This window comes from Glycocaulis sp., assembly GCF_051859565.1.
Taxonomy (GTDB): Bacteria; Pseudomonadota; Alphaproteobacteria; order Caulobacterales; family Maricaulaceae; genus Glycocaulis.
Genome location: NZ_JBHYFK010000007.1, coordinates 163,641 through 185,007, shown reverse-complemented (window position 1 = coordinate 185,007; position 21,367 = coordinate 163,641). Strand labels below are relative to the sequence as shown.

Below are 21,367 nucleotides of genomic sequence, written 5' to 3'. Positions count from 1 at the left end.
TTTTTTCTCCCGCCTACATCGGCAGGGCTTTGGGTTTGGCGAAACGCAGCCAACCCGCCAGAAGAAGCCGCGAGAACACGAAGGCGGTAAAGACCGAGGTCACGATGCCGATACCCAGCGTGACGGCGAAGCCGCGCACCGGACCGGCGCCCATCATGTAGAGCACGGCCGCCGCGATGAAGGTCGTCACGTTTGCGTCCAGAATGGCCGACAGCGCATGCTGATAGCCGTTCTCGATGGCGTTGGTGACCGTCCGCCCTGATCGGTATTCCTCGCGGATACGCTCGAAAATCAGCACATTGGCGTCCACCGCCATGCCGATTGTCAGGACGATACCGGCGATACCCGGCAGGGTCAGCGTCGCCTGCAGCCCCGACAGACCGCCCATCAGGAGACAGATATTGACGATCAGCGCCAGCGTGGACGCGATGCCGAAGAAGCCATAGGCGAGCAGCATGAAGACAATGACGAGGCTGAAGCCGATAATGATGGCGGTCTGGCCGCGTTCAATCGAGTCCTGCCCCAGACCGGCACTGACCGAGCGCTGCTCGACCGGCGTCAGGCGCGCAGGCAGCGCGCCGGCATTGAGCATATTGGCCAGGTCATTCGCGGACTGAACCGTAAAACCGCCATCGATCATGCCCGATCCGCCCATAATGGGTGAGCGGATGCGCGGCGCGGAGATGATGACATCATCGAGGACGATGGCGAAGCGGCGCCCGACATTGGCTGCCGTCGCATCACCAAAGGCGCGCGCGCCGGAGGTGTTGAAGGTGAAGTTCACCGAAGGCTGGCCGGATTCGTTGAAGCCCTGGCTGGCGCGCACGAGCTGCTCGCCGGTCACCAGCGCACGGCGCTGTACGGCCAGGAAGGGCTCGCCCGCTTCTTCGGTCGGCAGAATGATGACGCCGGGCGGTGTACGCCCCTGCCCGTCCGGGCCGGGATCCACATTGGCCTCGACCATGTGGAAGGTCATACGCGCCGTGGTGCCGACAACGTCGATAATGCGCTGGGGATCGCTCTCGCCCGGCACCTGCACCAGCACTCGGTCATCGCCCTGACGGACAATCGTCGGCTCGGTCGTGCCCGTGCCGTCAATACGCCGGCGGATGACTTCCACCGACTGGGTGACGGTGCGGCGCTGGATTTCAGAGAAAGCGGCCTCGGTAATGCCAACGCGGATCGTACGGCCATCCGGATCAGCATCAATGGACAGTGTCTGGTCCATGCTGGCCTGACCGAAGGAGTTCGAGACCGGCTCGTTGATGGCTCTGAGCCGGCGCAGCGCCGCCTCCATGTCGTCCGGGCGAGACAGACGCACGACAACGCGGCCCTCGACCACGGCAGGCGCCGCCGTCAGGATGGCCGGCTGGTTGCGCAATACGGTGCGCACATCATCAGACAGGCGCACGAGGCGCTCCGAACGCACCTCATCCATATCCACCTGGAAAACGAGGTGTGATCCGCCCCGCAGGTCCAGACCCAGATTGAGCGTGTCGCTGGGCAGGACTGTCCACACGCCTTGCGGACGGCCATCAGGGCCGTAGCGCGTGCTCTCCGGCACAAAATTGGGCAGAAGGAACAGCACCCCGATCAGGATGGCTCCAAGGATGAGGGCGATCTTCCAGCGGGCAAAATAAAGCATGGCGGATTGCAGATAGGGCGCAGCAGCGCTGAGCGCTAGCCGCGCTGTTCCTCATCGCTGTCATCGGCATCGTCTTCGTCGCGGCGCGAACGGGACGGCTCGGTGCGGGCGCGCACTTCAGAAATGGTGTGGCGCACCACTTTCACGCGCACGCCCTGCGCCAGTTCGACGGTCAGTTCGCCATCGGCGACACGCGTCACCTTGCCGATCAGGCCGCCTGCCGTGACGACTTCATCGCCGCGGCGCAGCGCCTCGACCATTTCGCGATGCTTCTTCACGCGCTGCTGCTGCGGGCGGATCAGCAGGAAGTAGAAGACCACAAAGATCAGCACGAACGGGAAAAGCTGGATCAGCAGCGCACCCATTCCGCCACCACCACCGGCGGCAGCAAGCGTCACAGAGTCGAGAAATGCGGGCATGGCGTTGTATCCTTGGATGCAAGGGGAAATTTGCGCGGGACTATATCCACGCGAGCCGCAGGCGCAACTCGCATCGGCTTGTTGTGCTCAGTTATTAGCGCCGGGGCAGGTATTGCAGCGGATCGACCGGGGTCACGCCACGCCGGATCTCGAAATGTACCTGTACGCGGTTTGCCGATCCGGTAGAGCCGGCCTCGGCGATCACCGCGCCGGCCTCCACCTGCTGGCCCACCGAGACCCGCAGCACCGAATTATGGGCATAGGCGGTCACCCAGTCGCCATGGCGCAGCAGGACAAGCTCGCCATAGCCCTGCAACTCATTGCCCGCATAGACCACTTCGCCTGCCGCTGCCGCGCGCACCGGCTCACCAACGCTGGCTGCGATCTTGATGCCATCATTGCGCCGCCCGCCGGGCTGGGAGCCGAAATTGGCGATTACCTGCCCGTCATGCGGCCAGCGGAACTGGGGCGCCCCGGCGACAGGCTGCGAGGGAGCGGGCGCAGGCTGCTGCGCCGGAGCGGGCTGTTGGGAAGGCTGTTGCGCGGGTTGCTGGGTTGATGTCTGGGCCGGGCGCGGTGCTGGCGCCGGCGTGGCAGACGCCGTCTGCACCGGCCGCGCATTACCTGACAGCTGCAATTCCTGACCGGGATAGATCGTATAGGGCGGGGCAATACCATTGATCGCCGCCAGCTCCTGCTGGGTCATGCCGTGACTGACCGCGATGCGGTAGAGATTGTCGCCGCGCCGGACCGTGTAGGTACGCGCGCCGCCCGGCATGACCAGCACCTGGCCGTCACGCAGGGTGTAGGGCGCGGAGATATTGTTCTCGGCGGCGAGATCGAGCCAGCGCACACCGCACCGATCAGCAATACCGCTGAGCGTGTCACCGCGCCGGACGGTATAGCGGCTGCCGCAGCTGGCAGGCTCGCTGGAAGCGCCAGAAGCCGGCGCAGATGCGCCGCGAATCGGTTCGGGGCGGGACGCGCACGCGCCAAGGGCGGCGCAAAGCACCGCCAAAGCCGCCCAACGAAACGCCTGCGTTATCATCAACCGCCATTCCTGTCCGTACCATAGGGGGTACGGACAGGCATCATGGCGCGGGAGCGTTAATCACGCGTTAGCTACACGCACGGTGTCAGCGCGTTGCGCTGCCACCTTCCCCGGCCGGGGTCAGGCGCTCGAACTCGCCAAGGCCGCAGCTGCCGGAAAGCATGCCCTGCCCCCCATTATCGATCACATGGACGATCTCGCCGCGGCAAAGCTGGGTGCCGGTGGTGGAGTATTGCAGATAGGTGTTGGAGGTGGCGGCGTGGCTGCACCGGCCACTGACCACGTTGAGATAGGTATCCCTATTACGCATCTCGATCAGGAAATGTCTGTCATCCAGCGGCTGTATCGAGCGAAGCTGGGTGATGTTGATGCAGGTGCGGGTCTCCCCGGTGCGCTCAAACTGGGCCAGCCGCTCTGCGGCGGCCTCCGACATGTCCTGAGCCGATACGGCCGACGCCATGCCGAGCGCCGCTGCCGCAGCGGCCATCCCGGTGACAAAATTACGTGGTTTCATGCGGATATCTCCCAAAAAAGACAATCCAGTCCCTCGCGCAAGCATGAACCCTCCCCCGGCGAGGTCAAGTTAGCGTCCGTTCACAATTGCCGATTACAGGGAGCGGGCGACGCCCTCTACCAGCGGCACGAAGCGCACATCCAGCAGCGCCTCCTCACTGATTTCACCGCCCTCCAGGCGGTAGCGATAGAGGGTCTGGACCGGGCCATTATCCACCGGCGCCACGCACACGCCGCCTTCGCGCAGCTGGGCGAGAATGGCATCGGGGCGCGAGGGCGCAGCCGCCGTGATGATGATGCGGTCGAAGGGCGCCTGCTCGGGCCAGCCCTTGGTGCCATCGCCGATGCGCGTCACGATATTGGTCAGGCGCAGCGCCTCGAAGCGCTTCACCGCCTCCAGCGACAAGGTACGGTAGCGCTCAATCGTGTAGACCCGGCGGCACAGGCGCGCCAGCACGGCAGCCTGATAGCCGGAGCCTGTGCCGACCTCCAGAACCTTGCAGCGGTCGGTAACCTCCAGCGCCTGCGTCATCAGCGCGACGATCAGCGGCTGGGAAATGGTCTGGCCGCAATCAATCGGCAAAGGACGGTTTTCAAACGCGTGGTCAGCAAAGGTCTCCGGCACGAACAGATCGCGCGGTGTGCGTTCTATGGCCGATAGCACGGCCTTGTCCTTCACGCCCGCATTGCGGAGCGCCATGACCAGCTCGATAACGCGCGTGTCAAAGCCCCCGCTCATGGCCGCCTTCAGCTTTCAACCGGCGCTTCCACCGGGCCGCCCAGATGATCGGCCAGCCGGTCTCGCGTCTCATGGTGGGTCAGATCAAGGTGCAGCGGTGTGATCGAGATGCGGCCTTCGTAGATGGCGCGCAGATCGGTGCCGACCGCCGGAGTCGAAGGGCGTCCCTCGAACCCGATCCAGTAATAGGCCTGCCCGCGCAGATCTTCGCGGCGCACGGTCTTGATATTATGCTGGTCACGCGTGCCCTGCACCGTTACCTCAATCTCGGCCACATCCTCTGGCTCGCGGTCCGGGAAGTTGACGTTCATCACGACATTTTCCGACCAGCGCTCTTCAAGCAGCTTTTTCAGGATGACCGGGCCGAAGGCGCTGGCCGTCTGCCATTTGATCGTGTCGCGCCCGCTAAAGCCATAGGCCTGCGAGAAGGCGATCGAGGGAATGCCCATCTGGCGGCCCTGCATCGCGCCGGCCACCGTGCCGGAAACCGTCACGTCCTCAGCGATGTTCTGGCCGCGGTTGACGCCCGACAGTACCAGATCAGGCTCTTTGCCTTCGATGATGTCATTGATTGCCATAAGCACGCAGTCAGCCGGTGTGCCGGTGACCGCATAGCGCTTGTCCGCCACGCGGCGCGCGCGCAGGGGCGAATTCAGCGACAGCGCCCGGCTCATGCCGGACTGTTCTTCGGCAGGCGCCACCACCCACACATCGTTGGAGATGGATTCGGCAATAGCACGCAGGACCTTCAGGCCCGGTGCGCGGATTCCATCATCATTGGTGATGAGGATGCGCGGATTGCTGCCGGTAAAAAGCTTGCTCACGGTTTCAGCACCTCGATACCGCCCATATAGGGGCGCAGCGCCGCCGGAATCGTCACCGAGCCGTCTTCATTCTGATGGTTTTCCAGCACCGCCAGCAAAGCGCGGCCCACGGCCACGCCCGAGCCATTGAGCGTGTGGAGATATTCCGGCTTCTTCTCGCCCTCGCGCTTGAAGCGGGCTTCCATGCGGCGGGCCTGGAAATCACCACAGTTCGAGCAGGACGAAATCTCGCGATAGGTGTTCTGGCTCGGCAGCCAGACCTCAAGATCGTAGGTCTTGCGCGCGCCAAAGCCCATATCGCCCGCACACAGCAGCATCACCCGGTAGGGCAGCTCCAGAGCGCGCAGGACGGCCTCCGCGCAGCCCGTCATCCGCTCCAGCTCTTCTTCGCTCTCTTCGGGCTTCACGATGGAGACCAGCTCCACCTTGTAGAACTGGTGCATGCGCATCAGCCCGCGCGTATCACGCCCCGCCGCACCAGCCTCAGAGCGGAAACAGGGCGTATGCGCCGTCAGCCGCATCGGGAAAGCGCTCTCAGGATGGATCGCGTCGCGCACCAGATTGGTCAGCGACACTTCAGCGGTGGGGATGAGCCAGCGGCCATCGGTCGTGTGGAACTGGTCCTCGGCAAACTTCGGCAGTTGTCCGGTGCCGAACAGCGCCTCATCTCGCACCAGCAGCGGCACGCTTGTTTCCGAATAGCCGTGCTCAATGGTGTGCAGGTCCAGCATAAAGGCGGCTAGCGCGCGCTCCAGCCGGGCGAGCTGGCCTTTCAGCACCGCAAAGCGCGCGCCCGACATGGCGGCAGCCGCCTCGAAATCGAGCCCGCCCAGCCCCTCGCCGATGGCCACATGGTCCTTCGGCTCGAAGCCAAGCTCTCTCGGCTCGCCCCAGCCGCGCACTTCCTCATTATCGTTTTCGTCCGCGCCTTCGGGCACATCGTCGAACGGCATGTTGGGCAGCGAAGCCAGTTCAGTGCGCAGCGCCTCATCAGCGGCCTTCTGGGCGGCATCGGCCGTCTCCATCTCGCCTTTGAGCGCATCCACCTCGGCGCGCAGCTGGTTGAACAGCGCGTCATCGCCTTTGGCTTTGGCCTGCCCGATCAGCTTGGACTTGGCGTTGCGCTCCGTCTCGATCTCCTGCAGGCGCGCGGTTGCTTCGCGGCGCGCCGTGTCCAGCTCCAGCAGGCGTGATGCCTCCGGCCCGCGCCCACGCTTTTTCATGGCGGCGTCGAAGACGTCCGGGTTTTCGCGAATGAAACGTATGTCGTGCATGGGATTTGGCCCGCCGAAAAGTTAGGCCCGCGTGATAGCCCCGCCCGGTGCGCACGTCCACCGGGGTTAGGCGGTGGGGGTGAGCCTAGCCCCCAACCCTTCGTCATTCCGGCGAAAGCCGGAACCCAGAATTTTTTAGTTCCGCAACGCATCCGCGTTGCGATGTTCCGCGAAAAGTCGTGGGCGCGCAGTCGCGCTTGCGGCGGCCAATGGCCGCCGACTGGGTTCCGGATAACGCCTGCGGCGTTTCCGGAATGACGAGGATATAAGGGCTACGCGCCCTTCGTGAACACGGCGGCGCATTCCACATGGGCGGTGTGGACGAACTGATCGACCGGCGTGACCGGCCCCATACGGTATCCGGCGCGGACCAGAATCGCCGCGTCACGCGCGAACGTCGCCGGATTGCAGCTGATCGAAACAATGACGGGTATGCCGGATCCGGCGAGCAGCTCCATCTGCTCTTTTGCGCCCGCGCGCGGCGGATCAACCACGGCAAACGCTGCGCCAGTCAGTTCGCGGATGGAGAGCGGCTCAAGCGCCAGATCGCGCTGCAGCACGCTCACAGGCTTCAGGCCCGGCGTATGGCGCGCAGCATGGTCCAGCGCGGCCAGCGGCGCGGCCTCCCCCTCCACGGCCCTTACAGGCGCCAGAGAGGCCATGCGCAGCGCGAAGGCACCCGAACCGGCATAAAGGTCGATCACGCCTCTGGCCTCTTTTGGCGCGGCCTTGAGGGCGGTTTTGAGCGCGTCCATCACGATGGCGGCCAGCGCCGCCTCACCCGCATCGGTCGCCTGCAGGAAGCCGCCGGGCGGTGGGGCCACTTTCGCCGTGCCAAAGCGCACGACGGGCGGCGTGCCTTCCGCGATGAGTTCACTGCCAATGGTCAGGCGCGCCCAGCCCTCGCGCGCCAGCAGCTCCCCGCCCGTCAGCCGGTCATCAAGCGTGACCGGCCCTTTTCGCGCCACATGCACGTCCAGGCCCGGATCAGTTGCGGTGACGGAGATCGTCGCGGTGTCGAATTTTGCGTTCAGAACGGCCATGGCCAGTTCGCGCAAGGCCGGGAAGGATTTGCGGATACGCGCCTCGGCTATCGGACAGTCATTGGTGTCGGCAATCGCCTGCCCTGCCCGCTCGGTGAACCCCAGCAGCAGGCGGGTGCCCATCTTGCGTGCATGCAGGGCCACACGGCGGCGGCCCGCGCCGCCCGCATCAACAAGCGGCAACAGCTCAGCCGTCAGCCCTTCACGCTCCAACGCGTCGGCGACCAGATCACGCTTCCACGCGCGATAGGCATCGCCCTGCCAGTGCTGCAGCGAGCAGCCGCCGCACTTTTCGGCGACGGAACAGGCCGGGGCGATCCGTTCATGTGAGTGGGTAAGGCGTTCGCGAATCCGTCCGCGATCACCGCGCGCCACGATATCAGCGGTCTCTTCGGGCAGAAGGCCGGGTACAAATACCGATCCGCCGGTTTCCGGATCAGGACAGATGGAATCACCGCGCGCGCCTATGGCACGGGCGGTCACGCGCAGCGTCCGCTCCGGCACGGCCCTCTGGGGCGAAGATGAACGGGAACGGCGCTTCATGGCTGAGCGTTTGCCCCTGTAAGGGCTGTATCGTCAAGCGCCACGCGGTAAATCGCGCGGCTGAGCCAACCTGAAGGCATTGTTCATGTCCGGCTCAGCTTGGCATTGTTACCGTCTGGTTAATTGCCCGATTGTGGCCTCTTGAAACCAAGGAGGAAGCCCGATGGCGACCGGAAAACTGACCATATCGGTGGCAGCAATAGCGCTGATGACCGCCTTCGCTGCGCCCGGCGAACTGCCTTTCATCCCGTCCGCAGAAGCCGCCAATGCGGTTGACCTTGCCCTTGATACGCAAGAACGCGGTGGCCGTGAGGGCCGGCGCGGAGGCGGCAGTGAAAGCCGTGGCCAGCGCGGTGGCGGTGGACAGGAAAGCCGCGGCCAGCGTGGTGGCGGAGGCCGTGAAGGCGGCTGGCAGGGGCGCCAACAATCCCAGCAGTCTGCCCCGCAGCAACGCCCCTCACATCAGAGCGCGCCCCAGCAGCGCCCGCAACAACAGCAAGCCCCGCAGCGCCAGCAATGGACGAGCCAGCACGAGGCGACACAGCGCCCACAACAACAGGGGCAACCCTCACGCCCGGGCGGCCAACCCGCTATCGCCCCGCAGCAGGCTGTCGCGCAGCAGAGCCAGCCGCAACGCCAGTGGCAGAACCGTGGCGATAGCGACCGCCGCGCCCAGTTCCAGCAGCGCCGCGAACAGACGCAGAGCCAACAGGGCCGGCCCGACCGCCGTGACTGGCAGGACCGCAGGCAGGCGCAGCAGCAACCTCAAAGCCGGCCTGACCGCCGCGACTGGCAGGACCGCAGGCAGGCGCAGCAGCAGCAGCGCCCACAGGGCCAGTGGCAGAACCGCCCGCAACAGCAACAATATCAAGGCCGTCCGCAAGGGCGCCCGCAGCAGGGCCAGTGGCAAAACCGTCCGCAACACCACGCCCGGCCGAACTATCGCCACCAGCACTATAATGTGCGCTATTCACGCTCGAATGCCGTTCGCGCACCCGTGGTCTATCACAATCATTATTATGTGAACCGCTATGGCCGCCGGAATGTGCGCTGGACGCCGCCGGTACGGATCGTCCACCATCATATCCACTATTCGGGCTGGACCTATCATCCGCGCTGGCATTCCAGCTATGCCCGCCACAATTTCTACTACACGGACGGCCTGTGCCGCCCGAGTGGAGGCAGTGTCGCTGCTGGTGCCCTGGTTGGCGCCCTGCTCGGTGCCGCGATCTCGGACGGTGATGCCGGCGCGCTGCTGGCTGGCGGCCTGATTGGCGGCACGCTGGGCGCAGCCCTGAGCGATTGCGACCGTGGCCAATACCACTATGCCACGCACTACGCCTTCTCCACGGGCAATCCGTATTACTGGCACAACCCGTATTCAGGCGTGCGTGGTGTCGTCTACGCCCGCGACTATCACAACTGGAGCAATCAGCGCTGCCGCTGGGGCGATGCGGAGATCTTCCTGCCCAACGGCGAGGTCGCCTATGACCGCGTGCGCATGTGTCAGGACCAGTACGGCTACTGGCAGGTTGCGCGGGTTCAGTAGCTTTCCCGTCAGGGACGACGCGCGAACCGCCCTCCGGGAACCTCCGGGGGGCGGCTCTCGTTCATGTTGCGCTCATCCGCGATCTGGCAGGGTAAGACCATATTCAAGGACCAGGCACGAAAGGAGCCCCTTGCGATGAAACATGTTCTGAAAAGTTCGGCCATCGTTGCCGCAGCGCTCGCAGCCCCGCTGGCTCTCGCCCCTGCCGCGCAGGCGCAGCAGACCTACGCGGAGTGCATCTCCCAGCAGCGCAATCAGCAGGTCACCGGCGCCGTTGTCGGCGGGCTTCTCGGCGCAGTGCTTGGCGCGCAGATCCATAATTCCAACGAATCGGCCCGGCGCGACCGCCACTATCAGAACCAGGCCTACAATAATCGTGGCTGGCGCGGTCATCGCGGCCGCGGCTATGTCGAGCCGTACAACCGCCGTTCCAATGATGGCGCCGTGATCGCCGGTGCGGGCCTTGGCGCGCTGGCTGGCGGTGCGATGGGCAGCGTTGGCAGTAATTGCGACCATCTGCCGGGTGGCCCGCGCCCACAGGTCGGCTACCAGCAGCCCCATTACGGCCAGCAGCAATATGGCTACAGCCAGCAGGGCTATGACCCGTATTACGACAATTACGGCTATCAGGATAACAGCCAGCTGGCCGGCGGTCCGGGTTATGACCCCTACAGCTATCAGCCGCATGGCACCCAGCCGCACTATCCGGCCCAGCAGGTAAACCGGAATTGCCGCCAGGTGCAGATCACCGGCCGGTATGAGTGGGTCTGCCAGGGGCCTGACGGGGTGTGGCGTCCGTCGAACTAGTTGTCCGCAACGCATTCCCCGCCTGCGCGGTGACAGGCCGGGCCTCGCCCCTCGCCCCTTCGAGACGCCGCCTGCGGCGGCTCCTCAGGGTGAGGGTGTCTCGGACGCCCGTTCGGGCTTGCGGCGGCCAGAGGCCGCCGAAAAGGGCGACCGCCCGCCCGCGACTTTTCGCGGAACATCGCAACGCGGATGCGTTGCAGAACTAAAAAAGGGCGGCTCAGATGAGCCGCCCTTATTCTATTCCCCGGTTTTGACCTTGGCCTTTTCGGCCTTTTCCTTCTGCTTTTCCGGTGTCGGCAAAGCCGGGTCGGCGCTGCGCCCGGCAAGGCGCGCCTCCAGCGACGCTTCTGCGCGCGGCAGCACGCCCTTCAGCCCGTCATTGCCGTCCTTCATCACGAAGTCCGCGCCCGACACATAGGTCGCCCGCCCCAGAAGATGCCCGGCGACAGGCAGTGTCGCCAGCAGGAAGACGATGATGACGAAGGCGGTGAGGCCCAGATTTTCCTCCGTGTAGGACACGGCGACACCCGCCACCAGCAGGCCCGCGCCCAGCGTACCCGCCTTGGTGGAGGCATGCAGGCGCAGGAAGGGATCAGGCAGGCGGAACACGCCAATCGCGGCCACGATCAGGAAGAACATCCCGCCCAGCATCAGGACGGCACCGATAATCTCGCGGATCATTGATCCCTCTCCTTGCGTTCCAGGAACACGGCCAGCGCCACCGTGGCGATGAAGCCGGTGACGGCGAGGCCAAGCCCGATATCGAGGAATTCCTTGCGTCCGGTCACCAGCGTGGTCAGAGCCGTGATGCCGATAGCCAGCACCGTCATCATGTCCAGAGCGACGAAGCGGTCAGCCACGCCCGGCCCGATGACGAGACGTATGCCGGTCAGCAGAAGGCCCAGAACCAGACCCAGCAGCAGGTAGGAAGGGAAAAGATCAACCAGCATGGCCGTTATGCCTCCGACCGGAGAAGAATGCTTTCAAACGTCGTCTTGATCCCGGAAATGATCGCCTCCCTGTCCGGGCAATCGAGCGCATGCACGTAAAGGGTCGAACGATCCTCTGAGACATGCAGCGAGGTCGTGCCGGGCGTGAGCGAAACCAGATTGGCCAGCGTGGCGATATGGATGTCGCTTTTCAGGTCCAGCGGTACAGCAACAATGGCCGGATTAAACCTGATGGAGGGATTGATCACCGCCCAGGCCACTGCAAACGAGGACTTGAACAGCTCGATCAGGAAGATGACGCCGAGCTGCGCCCATATCCCAAGCTTCATGATCAGTCGAAACGGGTTCATTGACCTGCTCCCATGACGGCGTCGATATAGGCCGAAGGATCAGCGAGGCCCTCGCCAGCAGCCTGCGTCAGCTCCATAAGCGGACCGGCATAAAGGCCGATGGCCAAGCTGACGAGGACCAGCGCGGTCGCCGGAACCACCATCACCAGCGGCAGGCGCGCCGTGACGCGCATGCCTTCGGGCGCGGTCTTCCAGAAGGCTTCCATCCAGATTTTCACCACGCACATCAGGCTGATAAGGCCGGTGCCGAGCGCGATTCCGCCAAGGATGGGCTTTGCGCCGTCAAAGGCTGCATCTGCCACCAGAACCTTGGCCCAGAAGCCGGAGAAAGGCGGCAGGCCGGCCAGCGAAAGTCCGGCGCCGAGGAAGATTACCGCCAGCACGGGATGAGTGCGGATGAGCCCGCCAATTTTCGTCAGGTCAGACGACCCGGCGGCAATGGCAATCACGCCCGCGAGCAGGAAGACCGCCCCTTTTACCAGAATATCGTGGATCAGGTAGAAGCTCGCCGCGCCAAGCCCTTCCGGCGTCGACAGGGCGAGGCCCATCATCAGATAGCCCATGCCCGACACGATCAGGAAGGCGAGCATCCGGCGCAGATCGGTCTGGATGAGGGCGGCTATGGCGCCCGTCACCATCGTGATCGCCGCCACCCAGACGACAACCTCGCCGACGAGCCCCGTAGTGCCCTCAAACAGCAGCATGAAGACGCGCATGGCCGAATAGATGCCCACCTTGGTGAGCAGCGCGCCAAACAGCGCCGACACGACCGGCGGGGCTGTGTGGTAGGCGATCGGCAGCCAGAAGAAGAGCGGGAAGGCAGCGGCCTTCACCCCGAAGGCGAGCAGGAACAACACCAGTGCGAAGGTCAGGCCCGCTGACGGCTCCATCTCAGGCACGATACGCGCCAGATCAGCAAAGTTCAGCGTTCCGGTGGCGCCGTAAAGGAACGCTACGCCCGTCAGGAACAGTATGGTGCCAAACAGGTTCAGCGCGGCGTATTTCACGGCTGCATCAAGGTTGATGCCTTCGCGGTGAACGACCAGGAGACCGATCGCGCAGACCAGCAGCACCTCGAACCAGACATAGAGGTTGAAGATGTCGCCCGTGAGGAAGGAGCCGTTGACGCCGACCATCAGGCCGCAGAAGAGCGGGAAGAAGCCGCCATGCAGGGCATTCTGGTCCACACCCCGGAAGGCGTAGACAGAGGCGGCAAACGCCACCAGTCCTGCTGCCGCCACAGCCAGAGCCGATAGCGGATCGGCCACGATGGAAATGCCGAACGGCGCAGCCCAGTTACCCGGCTGCGTGGACAGCACGCCTTCTGCCTGCACGGCCAGCAGCAGGCCGATACCGGCGGCCGCAAGAAGGGCCATGCCGAACACCGTGACCCAGCGCTGCCAGTCCGGACGCAGCCAGAAAACGGTGCAGAAACCCGCCATTGTCAGCGGCAGCACGATGGGAAGAATGACCAGAAGATCAGCGCTCATTTGCGTGCAGGGCTCCCCTTGGCATCTTCACCCTTGAACGGATCACCGAGATCGCGCGCGGCAATCATCTCGTCGGCATTGACCGTGCCGAGCGCGCGCGTCGCCTCGTAGGCGACAATGGCGGCCAGCGCCAGCAACGCAAAGCCGATCACAATGGCGGTCAGGACGAGGGCTTGCGGCAACGGGTTTGCTGCGCTTTCCCCCAGCGCATAGCTGCCCGCCTGGATGATGGCCGGGTCCGTGGCTCCCAGCCGCCCGGCAAGGAACAGGATCAGGTTCACACCCGTGGCGATAAGGGCCGTGCCCAGCACGATGCGGATCACATTGCGGTCCAGCATCAGGAATATGCCCGCCGCCATGATGGCAGCAACGGCGATAGCGTAGAGAAGCGTCATTCGCTGGCCTCCTCGGCGCCGGTCTCGTACATGCGGAAAAGGATGGAGAGCACACCGCCGATAACGACGAAATAGACGCCGATATCGAACAGCAGTGTGGTGCCGAGCTTCAGCTGGAAAAAGCCGATCTGGCCTTCCCACCACAGATGGTAGAGGAAGCCGCCCAAATCGCCGATCAGCGGCGGAAGGCCCGAAATGATCGCGCAGAAAACACCAACCCCCATCAGCACGACCGGGTGAAGGATCAGCCAGCGCTGGGCGCGGGCTGCGCCAAAGGCCAGGGTCACGATGGTGTAGGCAGACGCCGCCGCCAGACCGCCGATAAAGCCCCCGCCCGGCTCGTCATGGCCGCGCAGCAGGATGAAGACCGAGAACACCAGCATGGCGACGAAGAACATCCGCGCCAGCGCGTTAAGAATGACCGACTGCATGGTCCTAGCCCTCCTTCTTCACGCGGCGGCGCAGCAGCGCCCAGACGCACAATGTGGCAAAGGCCACGACGGTCACTTCGCCGAGCGTGTCGAGCGCGCGGAAGTCAACCAGGATGACGTTGACGACATTGCGGCCCTGCGCCTCGGCATAGCTGGCCTCGCCAAAGAATTCTGACAGGCGCGGATCGAAGGGCAGCACACTCATCGCCAGTACGCCGAGGCCGCAGGCAATGCCAAAGCCCAGCGAAATCGCCAGCGCCAGAGGACGCTTGAACAGGGATTTTTGCGGGGCCGGCGCCAGAGACAGGCGTAGCAGTACGGCCAGCAGGATCACGATGGACAGCGTCTCGACGGTGAACTGCGTAAACGCCACGTCCGGCGCGCCATTCATCAGGAACACCACCGCCATGGTGTAGCCGACAATACCCACGCCCAGGATTGCAATGAGTACCGAGCGCGCAAACGCGGCCACGGCGGCGCCGATCAGGGTCAGCAGCAATACTACGATCATGTAGGGCCGTACGGGTTCGGCGGCGGCAGCCGTTACCATCTCCCCGCCAAAGCCGGTGAGCGACAGCAGGAGAGCCAGCGTGGAGACGCCCAGCGTAATCGCGATATAGGTGCGCAAGGACAGCGTCTGCAGCGCGCGCGCTGTTACCTGCCCTGCCCGGTCGAGCCAGCTCATGACCGCGCCATAGCCAAGGTCTGCAAAGACCACATTGGCCTTGACGTTATCGGGGTCGCGATAGAGCCGCGTCCAGAACCAGACCAGCGCCGCCCCAGAAGCCAGAAGCCCCAGGGTGATGAGGAATTTGAGGCCCAGGCTGGGCGCCGCGTGAACTTCAAGCACCACCGTGTTGCCATAGAGCGCGCTCATCGCCGGGATCAGCACGCTGTTCCACGCAAGAGCCGGCATGACGCCGATGAACAGTCCCAGCACGCCGAGCGCCAGCGGCGGCAGGGCCATGCCGTAATACTCGTTGTGATAGAGCTTCACCTCGCCATAGGGCGGCTTAAGGAAGAAGGGTTTAAGCGCAGCCAGACCAGCCACCGCCGTCATCACGGCGGAGCTCGCCAGCGCCACCAGCGTAAGCCACATGCCCCAGTTTCCGCCCTCGAAGGCCGCGGTCAGGAACAGGTCTTTCGCCTTGTAGCCGAGGAAGAAGGGCACGCCCGCCATGGAGATCGCCGCCAGGAGGCTGGCAATCGCGGTAATCGGCAGCTTGAAGCGAAGCCCCCCGAGACGCGCCAGCTCATACTGATGGGTGGAGTGAATGACTTGCCCGGCGGCAAAAAAGAGGGCTGCCTTGTACAGTGCGTGGGCCACCAGGAAGCCGATCATCGCCTTGACGCCCGCCTCTCCCGGCACACCGACCAGAAGGACCAGCGTTGCCAGCGAGCATACGGTCGACCAGGCCAGCACCGCCTTGAAGCCGGTGGAGCGCATCACGGCATAGGCCGAGATCAGCATGGTGATACCGCCAAATACCATGAGCGGACCGTAGAAGATCACGTACTCGCCAAACCCGGTATCAAAACGGGCAAGCAGATAGACGCCGAGCTTCACCATGGTGGCCGAGTGCAGATAGGCGCTGGCCGGGGTCGGCGCGGCCATGGCGTTCGGTAGCCAGAAATGGAAGGGGAATTGCGCCGACTTGGTGAAGCAGCCGATCAGCACCAGAACGATAATCGCCGGGAAGGCAGGCGAATTGGCAATCTGCGGTGCCTGCGCCGTGATCCCGGTCAGCGAGAACGTGCCAGCCGTCAGGCCCAGAATGATGATACCGCCCAGCAGCGCCAGACCGCCGCCCGCCGTAACGACCAGCGACTGGAGCGCGGCTTTGCGCGCCTTGGCGTCTTCATGCTTGAAGCCGATCAGGAAGAAGGAGACCAGGCTGGTCATCTCCCAGAAGATGAACAGCATGATGAGGTCATCGGCCAGCACCGTGCCGAGCATCGCGGTCATGAACAGCAGGATAAAGCCCAGGAAACGGCCCCGGTCCTTCGCGTCATCGCTGAAATAGCTGCCCGCATAGATCACCACCAGCGTGCCGATGCCGGTGATCAGAAGCGAGAAGAGCAGCGAGAAGCCGTCCAGCCGGAAGCCCAGCGAAACGCCGTAAGCGGGCACCCAGTCAATCGTCTGGAGAATGGCCGTACCTGCCGGCAGGTCAGGCAGTTGCATCAGCAGCGAAACGAACAGGAAAGCCGGCACCAGTGCCAGCAGCGGCCCGGCAAAACGCCCGGCAGCGCGCGTAACAGGAGCGGCGATGAGCGCGCTCACGCCCGCTATGATCACAAACCAGACAGGCGACATCGGGCCTCCGGCAATTGGGGGTAAACAGTCGAGACAGGAGGGGTGTGTTAAGCAAATACTGCGATGCAGCGTCAATGATAATTGTAAGAACCATGCGCCATGTGGGGCTTTATGAGCGCCTCGCATGGACGAGGATTTCGCGGTTGCCATCACTGCCGGAAATCGGGCTGGGCGTGACAGCCTGCACGGGCCAGCCCTGCCCTTGCAGCCAGTCCTGAAAGGCCTGCAGCGCTGTCTGCACGGCCGACTCATCGCTAACGATACCGCCCTTGCCGATATGGGCCCGGCCAACCTCGAACTGTGGCTTGAACAAGGCGATCAAATCCGCGTCAGCTGCTGCCAGCGAGAGGGGCACACCGAGCAGTTTGGCAAGACCGATAAAGCTCGCGTCGCAGACAATCAGCGAGGGTGATTCCTGTATCAGTGCCGGTGACAGGCTGCGCGCATCGGTTCCTTCCAGGCTCGTCAGGCGGGGACGGCCACGCAAGGACGGATGAAGCTGGTCCCGGCCAACATCGACCGCATAAACCTGCGCTGCGCCGCGCTGCAGCAGAAGTTCGCTAAAGCCGCCGGTGGAACTGCCCACATCAAGACAGACGCGTCCCTGCGGACTGACCGCAAATGCATCGAGAGCCGCGACCAGCTTGAGCGCGGCGCGGCTTACGAAAGGGTGTTCGGCCTCTGCCTCGATCTCAGCGCCGGGTGGGATGGTCTGCGACGGTTTGGTCAGCACCTCGCCATTCACCCGCACCCGCCCTGCCCTGATGGCCGCCTGAGCACGCGCGCGCGTTTCAAAATGGCCAAGCGCGACCAGCTGGAGATCTGCTCTGCCAGATTTCAAAGAACTATCTTTCAATGAAAACTCCACTATCGGTGACTTGATATTCATTGAACAGCGGAATTGCTTTGCGTTCACGGGCAAGGTGGGCTATAAAGCCCTATCGAGATTTGGCCGACGATCAGGTTTTGCGCTTCCGTTTTTTTGGCGCCCCCTTCCCTCTACCTCTCTTCGATACCGCTGGCGCGCCTGTGCGACAGGCCGCTTTGTTTTGTCTTGTTACAAGGAATACTCCCATGGCTACGGGAACTGTAAAATGGTTCAACACCACCAAAGGCTACGGCTTCATCCAACCGGATGATGGCAGCAAGGACGTATTCGTCCACGCTACGGCTGTTGAACGTGCGGGCATGGCCGCCCTCAACGAAGGCCAGCGCATTTCCTACGAGGAAGCGCGCGACGCCAAGAGCGGCAAATTCTCCGCGACCAACCTGCAATCGGCCTGATTGACAGATTGAGATCACGACCGCGCAGCTTGCTGCGCAGGCGTTGACCGGGAAAACCCCTCCTGCCGACGGGCAGGAGGGGTTTTTCTTTGGCTGTAACTCTCCCGCTTCGTCATCCCCGCGCAGGCGGGGATCCAGAGATCATAAAGCGAAGACAGTGCCGGGCGGCTCTGGGTTCCCGCCTGCGCGGGAACGACGAATAGAAGGGCCAAAATGCGGTCAAGCGCGGCCCCATTTTTCGTCATTCCGGGCGAAGCGCAGCGCAGACCCGGAACCCAGACCTTTTATTTTGATGCTCAGCCCATCCGGGCTTCGCTCCTCGCATAGGCTCGGGCGCGCGGTCGCGCTTGCGGGCCGTAAAGCGGCCCGAGAGGCCGAACGGCCGCCCGTCCTTCCGGGTATAGCCACCCCTGCCGGGCAGGAAGACCATGTCGATATCGGAATACTCCCCGTGATCTTCGGGAATACGGCTGCCGACGACCAGAAACTCCACCATTTCACCTGTATCGTTCTTAAGATGGTGACCGTCCTTCACGCCGGCTGGGAAGCCTGCGCAATCGCCGGGCGACAGGCGCTCCTCGCCCGCATCGGTGACAAGCGTGGGATGGCCGGAGAGCACGTAGACGAACTCGTCCTCCTTCGCATGCCAGTGGCGCTGGGAGGACCATACCCCCGGCTCCAGCCGCACCAGATTGACACCAAACTGCGTCAGCCCGAACGCATCGCCCAGCGCGCGCCATGCGCGGTGCTTTACCGGCTCATCATGCGGCGGAGGATAGGACGTGCCGGAAACCTCCGGGATGGAACGGGAGGGTTTGGCGAAGGGCATGGGGCGAATCCTCGAAATGGAACCGCCCCCTCCTATCACGCCAGCGCTTTTGCCGCCTCTTCGGATCGCCCCAGCGCATCGAGCACGGTCGCGGTGATGTGGCGGGCATTCAGGCGCGCCTCGTCATACTGCTTCACCGGGCTATCATGCTCCTGGAACACGTCCGGGAGCGTCATGGTGCGGATTTTGAGGCCCCGGTCGAGCACGCCTTTCTCCGCCAGCAGGTGCAGCACAAACGCGCCGAATCCGCCGCGCGAGCCTTCCTCGATGGTGATCAGGACTTCATGTTCGCGGGCCAGGCGCAGGATCAGATCCTCATCAAGCGGCTTGGCAAAGCGGGCATCGGCGACCGTGGCGGACAGGCCATGGGCGGCCAGCTGGTCTGCGGCTTTGAGGGATTCCGCAAGCCGCGTGCCCAGCGAAAGGATCGCCACCGCGCTGCCCTCGCGCACGATGCGGCCCTTGCCGATTTCCAGCGCTTCAGGGTTGGCGGGAATTTCCACGCCAATGCCCTCGCCGCGCGGATAGCGGAAGGCGCTGGGGCCATCATCAATCAGCGTGGCGGTTTTCACCATGCGTGCCAGCTCGGCCTCGTCGGCTGCGGCCATAATGACCATGCCCGGCAACATGCCGAGATAACCGACGTCAAAGCTGCCCGCATGGGTGGAGCCGTCCGCGCCGACCAGCCCTGCCCGGTCGATGGCAAAGCGCACCGGCAAGTTCTGGATGGCGACATCGTGGACCACGCTGTCATAGGCACGCTGCAGGAAGGTGGAGTAGAGCGCGGCAAACGGCTTCATGCCCGCTGCTGCGAGCCCCGCCGCGAAGGTGACGGCATGCTGCTCAGCGATACCGACATCAAAGCAGCGCTCCGGGAAGCGGGCGGCGAACTTGTCCAGACCCGTCCCGCCCGGCATGGCGGCCGTGATGGCGACGATTGACGGATCGGCCTCTGCCTCGCGGATCAGCGCGTCGGCGAAGACGCCGGTATAGCTGGGCGCGGCGGGCTTGGACTTGGCCTGTTCGCCAGTGATGACATTGAACTTGGCAACGCCGTGATACTTGTCGGCAGCGGCCTCGGCAGGCGCATAGCCATGGCCTTTATGGGTTACGGCGTGGATCAGGACCGGGCCGTCCTGCCCGTCGCGTACATTCTTCAGCACCGCGACGAGCTGGGCCACGTCATGGCCATCAATCGGGCCGACATAGCGAAAGCCCATCTCCTCGAACATGGTGCCGCCAACCGCCATGCCGCGCATATATTCCTCGGCGCGGCGCGCAGCTTCCTCAACGCCGATCACCTTGGCGAGGCCCTTGCCGATCCTGCGCAGGGAGCGATAGCCCTTGGAAGATACAAGGCGCGCAAAGTAATGGCTCATCGCGCCCACGGGCGGAGCGATCGACATATCGTTATCATTCAGGATGACGATGAGATTCTTGTCCAGCGCCCCGGCATTGTTCATCGCCTCATAGGCCATGCCGGCCGACATGGAGCCATCCCCGATCACCGCCACGACATGGCGCTTCTCGCCCTTGAGATCGCTGGCAACAGAAAAGCCGAGCGCGGCGGAGATGGAGGTTGAGGCGTGGGCTGCGCCGAACGGGTCGTATTCACTCTCGGAGCGCTTGGTGAAGCCGGAAAGCCCCCCGCCCTGGCGCAGCGTGCGGATACGATCGCGCCGCCCGGTGAGGATCTTGTGGGGGTAGCACTGATGGCCGACATCCCAGATCAGCACGTCATCGGGTGTGTCGAACACGTGATGCAACGCTACAGTCAGCTCCACCACGCCGAGCCCCGCGCCCAGATGCCCGCCTGTTACCGACACCGCATCAATCGTCTCGGTCCTCAGCTCGTCTGCAACCGCGCGCAGGGTGGCAAGGTCGAGGCCCTTTAGGTCCTTCGGAGAGGCGATGCGGTCCAGATTGGGCGTCTCGGGCATGATGGCTCCAGCGTCAGTCCGGCATCTGCCGGTTCCCGTGGCAATGTTTGTGGCGGTCAGGAACGCCGCTCAAGAACGAAGTCCACGCAGTCCTTGAGGATATTGGCAGAACTGCCGAAGAGTGCGAGGTATTCCTTGGCCTGAGCGGCGAGATGACGCGCCCGTTCGCGCGCGCCGTCCACCCCCAGAATCGTGACAAATGTGGTTTTTCCCTGACGGGCATCCTTATTGACCGCCTTGCCGGCAATGCTTGGCAGGCCTTCGGCGTCCAGAAGGTCATCGACGATCTGGTAGATTAACCCGAGATCATGGGCGTAACCTTCAAGCGCGTGGCGCGCATCGCTGCCCGCCTCCGCCAGCACTGCACCAGCCTCCACCGAAAAGCTGATAAGCGCGCCGGTCTTCATCCGGTGCAGGCGCGTCAGCACGCCAATATCATCGCCTACGCGCTGGGGCGAGAGCATGTCGATCATCTGCCCGCCAGCCATGCCGCGCGCGCCGGAGGCCTTGGCCAGCCCTTCGACCAGCGCCAGACGGACAGTCGGATGGGGATGGGTGTCGGCGCCGGCCATGATCTCGAAGGCCGCCGATTGCAGCGCATCACCGGCCAGGATCGCCGTCGCCTCATCATAGGCGATGTGCACGGTGGGCCGGCCCCGGCGAACATCATCATTGTCCATGGACGGCAGATCATCGTGGATCAGCGAATAAGCGTGAATGCACTCGATTGCGCAGCCCGCGCGCAACAGCCCGCGCTCATCCGCGCCGAGCATGCGCCCGGCGGCGAGGGTAAGGAAGGGCCGGATGCGCTTGCCAGGCCCCAGGGCCGCATAGCGCATGGCCGAGGCCAGGCGCGCCTCAGGCCCGTCAGCGCGCGCCAGCAGCGCGTCGAGCGCCACGGTCACGCGATCAGCGGATTCTTCCAACTGGGCCTGAAAACTGGCCATGACGGGCGGTGCGCTCCGGGCAAAAGG

The 21,367-nt window shown here is 64.0% G+C and carries 22 protein-coding genes; 3 read left to right on the top strand and 19 right to left on the bottom strand.

Annotated elements, in window-relative coordinates; all coding sequences use genetic code 11:
- Positions 1 to 13 precede the first annotated feature (13 nt).
- The 8 genes from secD to ACTIGC_RS11660 all read right to left on the bottom strand — a co-directional run bounded on the left by secD (position 14) and on the right by ACTIGC_RS11660 (position 8,051).
- The gene (gene secD / locus ACTIGC_RS11695; RefSeq protein ID WP_439634575.1) at positions 14 to 1,645 is read right to left on the bottom strand and encodes a protein translocase subunit SecD; all 1,632 of its coding nucleotides are present in this window, start codon (positions 1,643 to 1,645) and stop codon (positions 14 to 16) included.
- A 35-nt stretch (positions 1,646 to 1,680) separates the two neighbouring features.
- Positions 1,681 to 2,064: a preprotein translocase subunit YajC gene (gene yajC / locus ACTIGC_RS11690; protein ID WP_127566615.1), complete on the bottom strand. Its 384-nt coding sequence runs from the start codon at positions 2,062 to 2,064 to the stop codon at positions 1,681 to 1,683.
- A 94-nt stretch (positions 2,065 to 2,158) separates the two neighbouring features.
- Entirely contained in the window at positions 2,159 to 3,112 is a 954-nt protein-coding gene (locus ACTIGC_RS11685; protein ID WP_439634574.1) for a LysM peptidoglycan-binding domain-containing protein, read from the bottom strand.
- A gap of 88 nt (positions 3,113 to 3,200) precedes the next feature.
- Complete coding sequence (locus ACTIGC_RS11680) at positions 3,201 to 3,629, bottom strand: DUF6491 family protein (protein WP_439634573.1); 429 nt, start codon at positions 3,627 to 3,629, stop codon at positions 3,201 to 3,203.
- 93 nt (positions 3,630 to 3,722) lie between these two features.
- Entirely contained in the window at positions 3,723 to 4,367 is a 645-nt protein-coding gene (locus ACTIGC_RS11675) for a protein-L-isoaspartate(D-aspartate) O-methyltransferase (protein WP_439634572.1), read from the bottom strand.
- A gap of 8 nt (positions 4,368 to 4,375) precedes the next feature.
- Positions 4,376 to 5,191 carry a 5'/3'-nucleotidase SurE gene (gene surE / locus ACTIGC_RS11670; protein WP_439634571.1) on the bottom strand — a complete coding sequence of 272 codons (816 nt, stop codon included), beginning with the start codon at positions 5,189 to 5,191 and terminating at the stop codon, positions 4,376 to 4,378.
- Positions 5,188 to 6,465 carry a serine--tRNA ligase gene (gene serS / locus ACTIGC_RS11665; RefSeq protein ID WP_439634570.1) on the bottom strand — a complete coding sequence of 426 codons (1,278 nt, stop codon included), beginning with the start codon at positions 6,463 to 6,465 and terminating at the stop codon, positions 5,188 to 5,190. Before serS ends, surE begins: the two co-directional genes overlap by 4 nt.
- Positions 6,466 to 6,737: 272 nt before the next feature.
- Entirely contained in the window at positions 6,738 to 8,051 is a 1,314-nt protein-coding gene (locus tag ACTIGC_RS11660; protein WP_439634569.1) for a class I SAM-dependent RNA methyltransferase, read from the bottom strand.
- A gap of 163 nt (positions 8,052 to 8,214) precedes the next feature.
- Here ACTIGC_RS11660 and ACTIGC_RS11655 point away from each other — a divergent pair, with 163 nt between their 5' ends.
- On the top strand, positions 8,215 to 9,600 hold the full coding sequence (locus ACTIGC_RS11655) for a hypothetical protein (protein ID WP_439634568.1): 1,386 nt from the start codon (positions 8,215 to 8,217) through the stop codon (positions 9,598 to 9,600).
- Positions 9,601 to 9,735: 135 nt separating this feature from the next.
- Positions 9,736 to 10,407 carry a hypothetical protein gene (locus ACTIGC_RS11650; protein WP_439634567.1) on the top strand — a complete coding sequence of 224 codons (672 nt, stop codon included), beginning with the start codon at positions 9,736 to 9,738 and terminating at the stop codon, positions 10,405 to 10,407.
- A gap of 237 nt (positions 10,408 to 10,644) precedes the next feature.
- Here ACTIGC_RS11650 and mnhG read toward each other — a convergent pair whose 3' ends face one another.
- The 8 genes from mnhG to ACTIGC_RS11610 all read right to left on the bottom strand — a co-directional run bounded on the left by mnhG (position 10,645) and on the right by ACTIGC_RS11610 (position 17,181).
- Positions 10,645 to 11,088 carry a monovalent cation/H(+) antiporter subunit G gene (gene mnhG / locus ACTIGC_RS11645; RefSeq protein WP_439634566.1) on the bottom strand — a complete coding sequence of 148 codons (444 nt, stop codon included), beginning with the start codon at positions 11,086 to 11,088 and terminating at the stop codon, positions 10,645 to 10,647.
- The gene (locus ACTIGC_RS11640; RefSeq protein WP_127566595.1) at positions 11,085 to 11,357 is read right to left on the bottom strand and encodes a monovalent cation/H+ antiporter complex subunit F; all 273 of its coding nucleotides are present in this window, start codon (positions 11,355 to 11,357) and stop codon (positions 11,085 to 11,087) included. Before ACTIGC_RS11640 ends, mnhG begins: the two co-directional genes overlap by 4 nt.
- Before the next feature lie 5 nt (positions 11,358 to 11,362).
- On the bottom strand, positions 11,363 to 11,707 hold the full coding sequence (locus ACTIGC_RS11635; RefSeq protein ID WP_439634565.1) for a Na+/H+ antiporter subunit E: 345 nt from the start codon (positions 11,705 to 11,707) through the stop codon (positions 11,363 to 11,365).
- Entirely contained in the window at positions 11,704 to 13,197 is a 1,494-nt protein-coding gene (locus tag ACTIGC_RS11630) for a proton-conducting transporter transmembrane domain-containing protein (protein WP_439634564.1), read from the bottom strand. Before ACTIGC_RS11630 ends, ACTIGC_RS11635 begins: the two co-directional genes overlap by 4 nt.
- A complete protein-coding gene (locus tag ACTIGC_RS11625) occupies positions 13,194 to 13,592 on the bottom strand; it encodes an NADH-quinone oxidoreductase subunit K (RefSeq protein ID WP_439634563.1) in 399 nt (132 codons plus the stop codon). Before ACTIGC_RS11625 ends, ACTIGC_RS11630 begins: the two co-directional genes overlap by 4 nt.
- Positions 13,589 to 14,023, bottom strand: coding sequence for an MnhB domain-containing protein (locus ACTIGC_RS11620; protein WP_439634562.1), 435 nt, complete (start codon positions 14,021 to 14,023; stop codon positions 13,589 to 13,591). The genes ACTIGC_RS11625 and ACTIGC_RS11620 overlap by 4 nt, the downstream gene beginning before the upstream one ends.
- A 4-nt stretch (positions 14,024 to 14,027) precedes the next feature.
- The gene (mbhE, locus tag ACTIGC_RS11615; protein ID WP_439634561.1) at positions 14,028 to 16,340 is read right to left on the bottom strand and encodes a hydrogen gas-evolving membrane-bound hydrogenase subunit E; all 2,313 of its coding nucleotides are present in this window, start codon (positions 16,338 to 16,340) and stop codon (positions 14,028 to 14,030) included.
- A 109-nt stretch (positions 16,341 to 16,449) separates the two neighbouring features.
- Positions 16,450 to 17,181 carry a TlyA family RNA methyltransferase gene (locus ACTIGC_RS11610; RefSeq protein ID WP_439634560.1) on the bottom strand — a complete coding sequence of 244 codons (732 nt, stop codon included), beginning with the start codon at positions 17,179 to 17,181 and terminating at the stop codon, positions 16,450 to 16,452.
- A 233-nt stretch (positions 17,182 to 17,414) separates the two neighbouring features.
- Here ACTIGC_RS11610 and ACTIGC_RS11605 point away from each other — a divergent pair, with 233 nt between their 5' ends.
- Complete coding sequence (locus ACTIGC_RS11605) at positions 17,415 to 17,624, top strand: cold-shock protein (RefSeq protein ID WP_127566583.1); 210 nt, start codon at positions 17,415 to 17,417, stop codon at positions 17,622 to 17,624.
- A 241-nt stretch (positions 17,625 to 17,865) separates the two neighbouring features.
- Here the strand turns inward: ACTIGC_RS11605 and ACTIGC_RS11600 are convergent, their stop codons facing one another.
- From ACTIGC_RS11600 to ACTIGC_RS11590, 3 genes are read right to left on the bottom strand one after another with little or no spacing between them, the layout of a single operon-like run.
- A complete protein-coding gene (locus tag ACTIGC_RS11600) occupies positions 17,866 to 18,453 on the bottom strand; it encodes a cupin domain-containing protein (RefSeq protein ID WP_439634559.1) in 588 nt (195 codons plus the stop codon).
- Between the two features lie 35 nt (positions 18,454 to 18,488).
- The gene (dxs, locus tag ACTIGC_RS11595; RefSeq protein ID WP_439634558.1) at positions 18,489 to 20,393 is read right to left on the bottom strand and encodes a 1-deoxy-D-xylulose-5-phosphate synthase; all 1,905 of its coding nucleotides are present in this window, start codon (positions 20,391 to 20,393) and stop codon (positions 18,489 to 18,491) included.
- Positions 20,394 to 20,449: 56 nt separating this feature from the next.
- On the bottom strand, positions 20,450 to 21,340 hold the full coding sequence (locus ACTIGC_RS11590; protein WP_439634557.1) for a polyprenyl synthetase family protein: 891 nt from the start codon (positions 21,338 to 21,340) through the stop codon (positions 20,450 to 20,452).
- Positions 21,341 to 21,367: the final 27 nt, after the last annotated feature.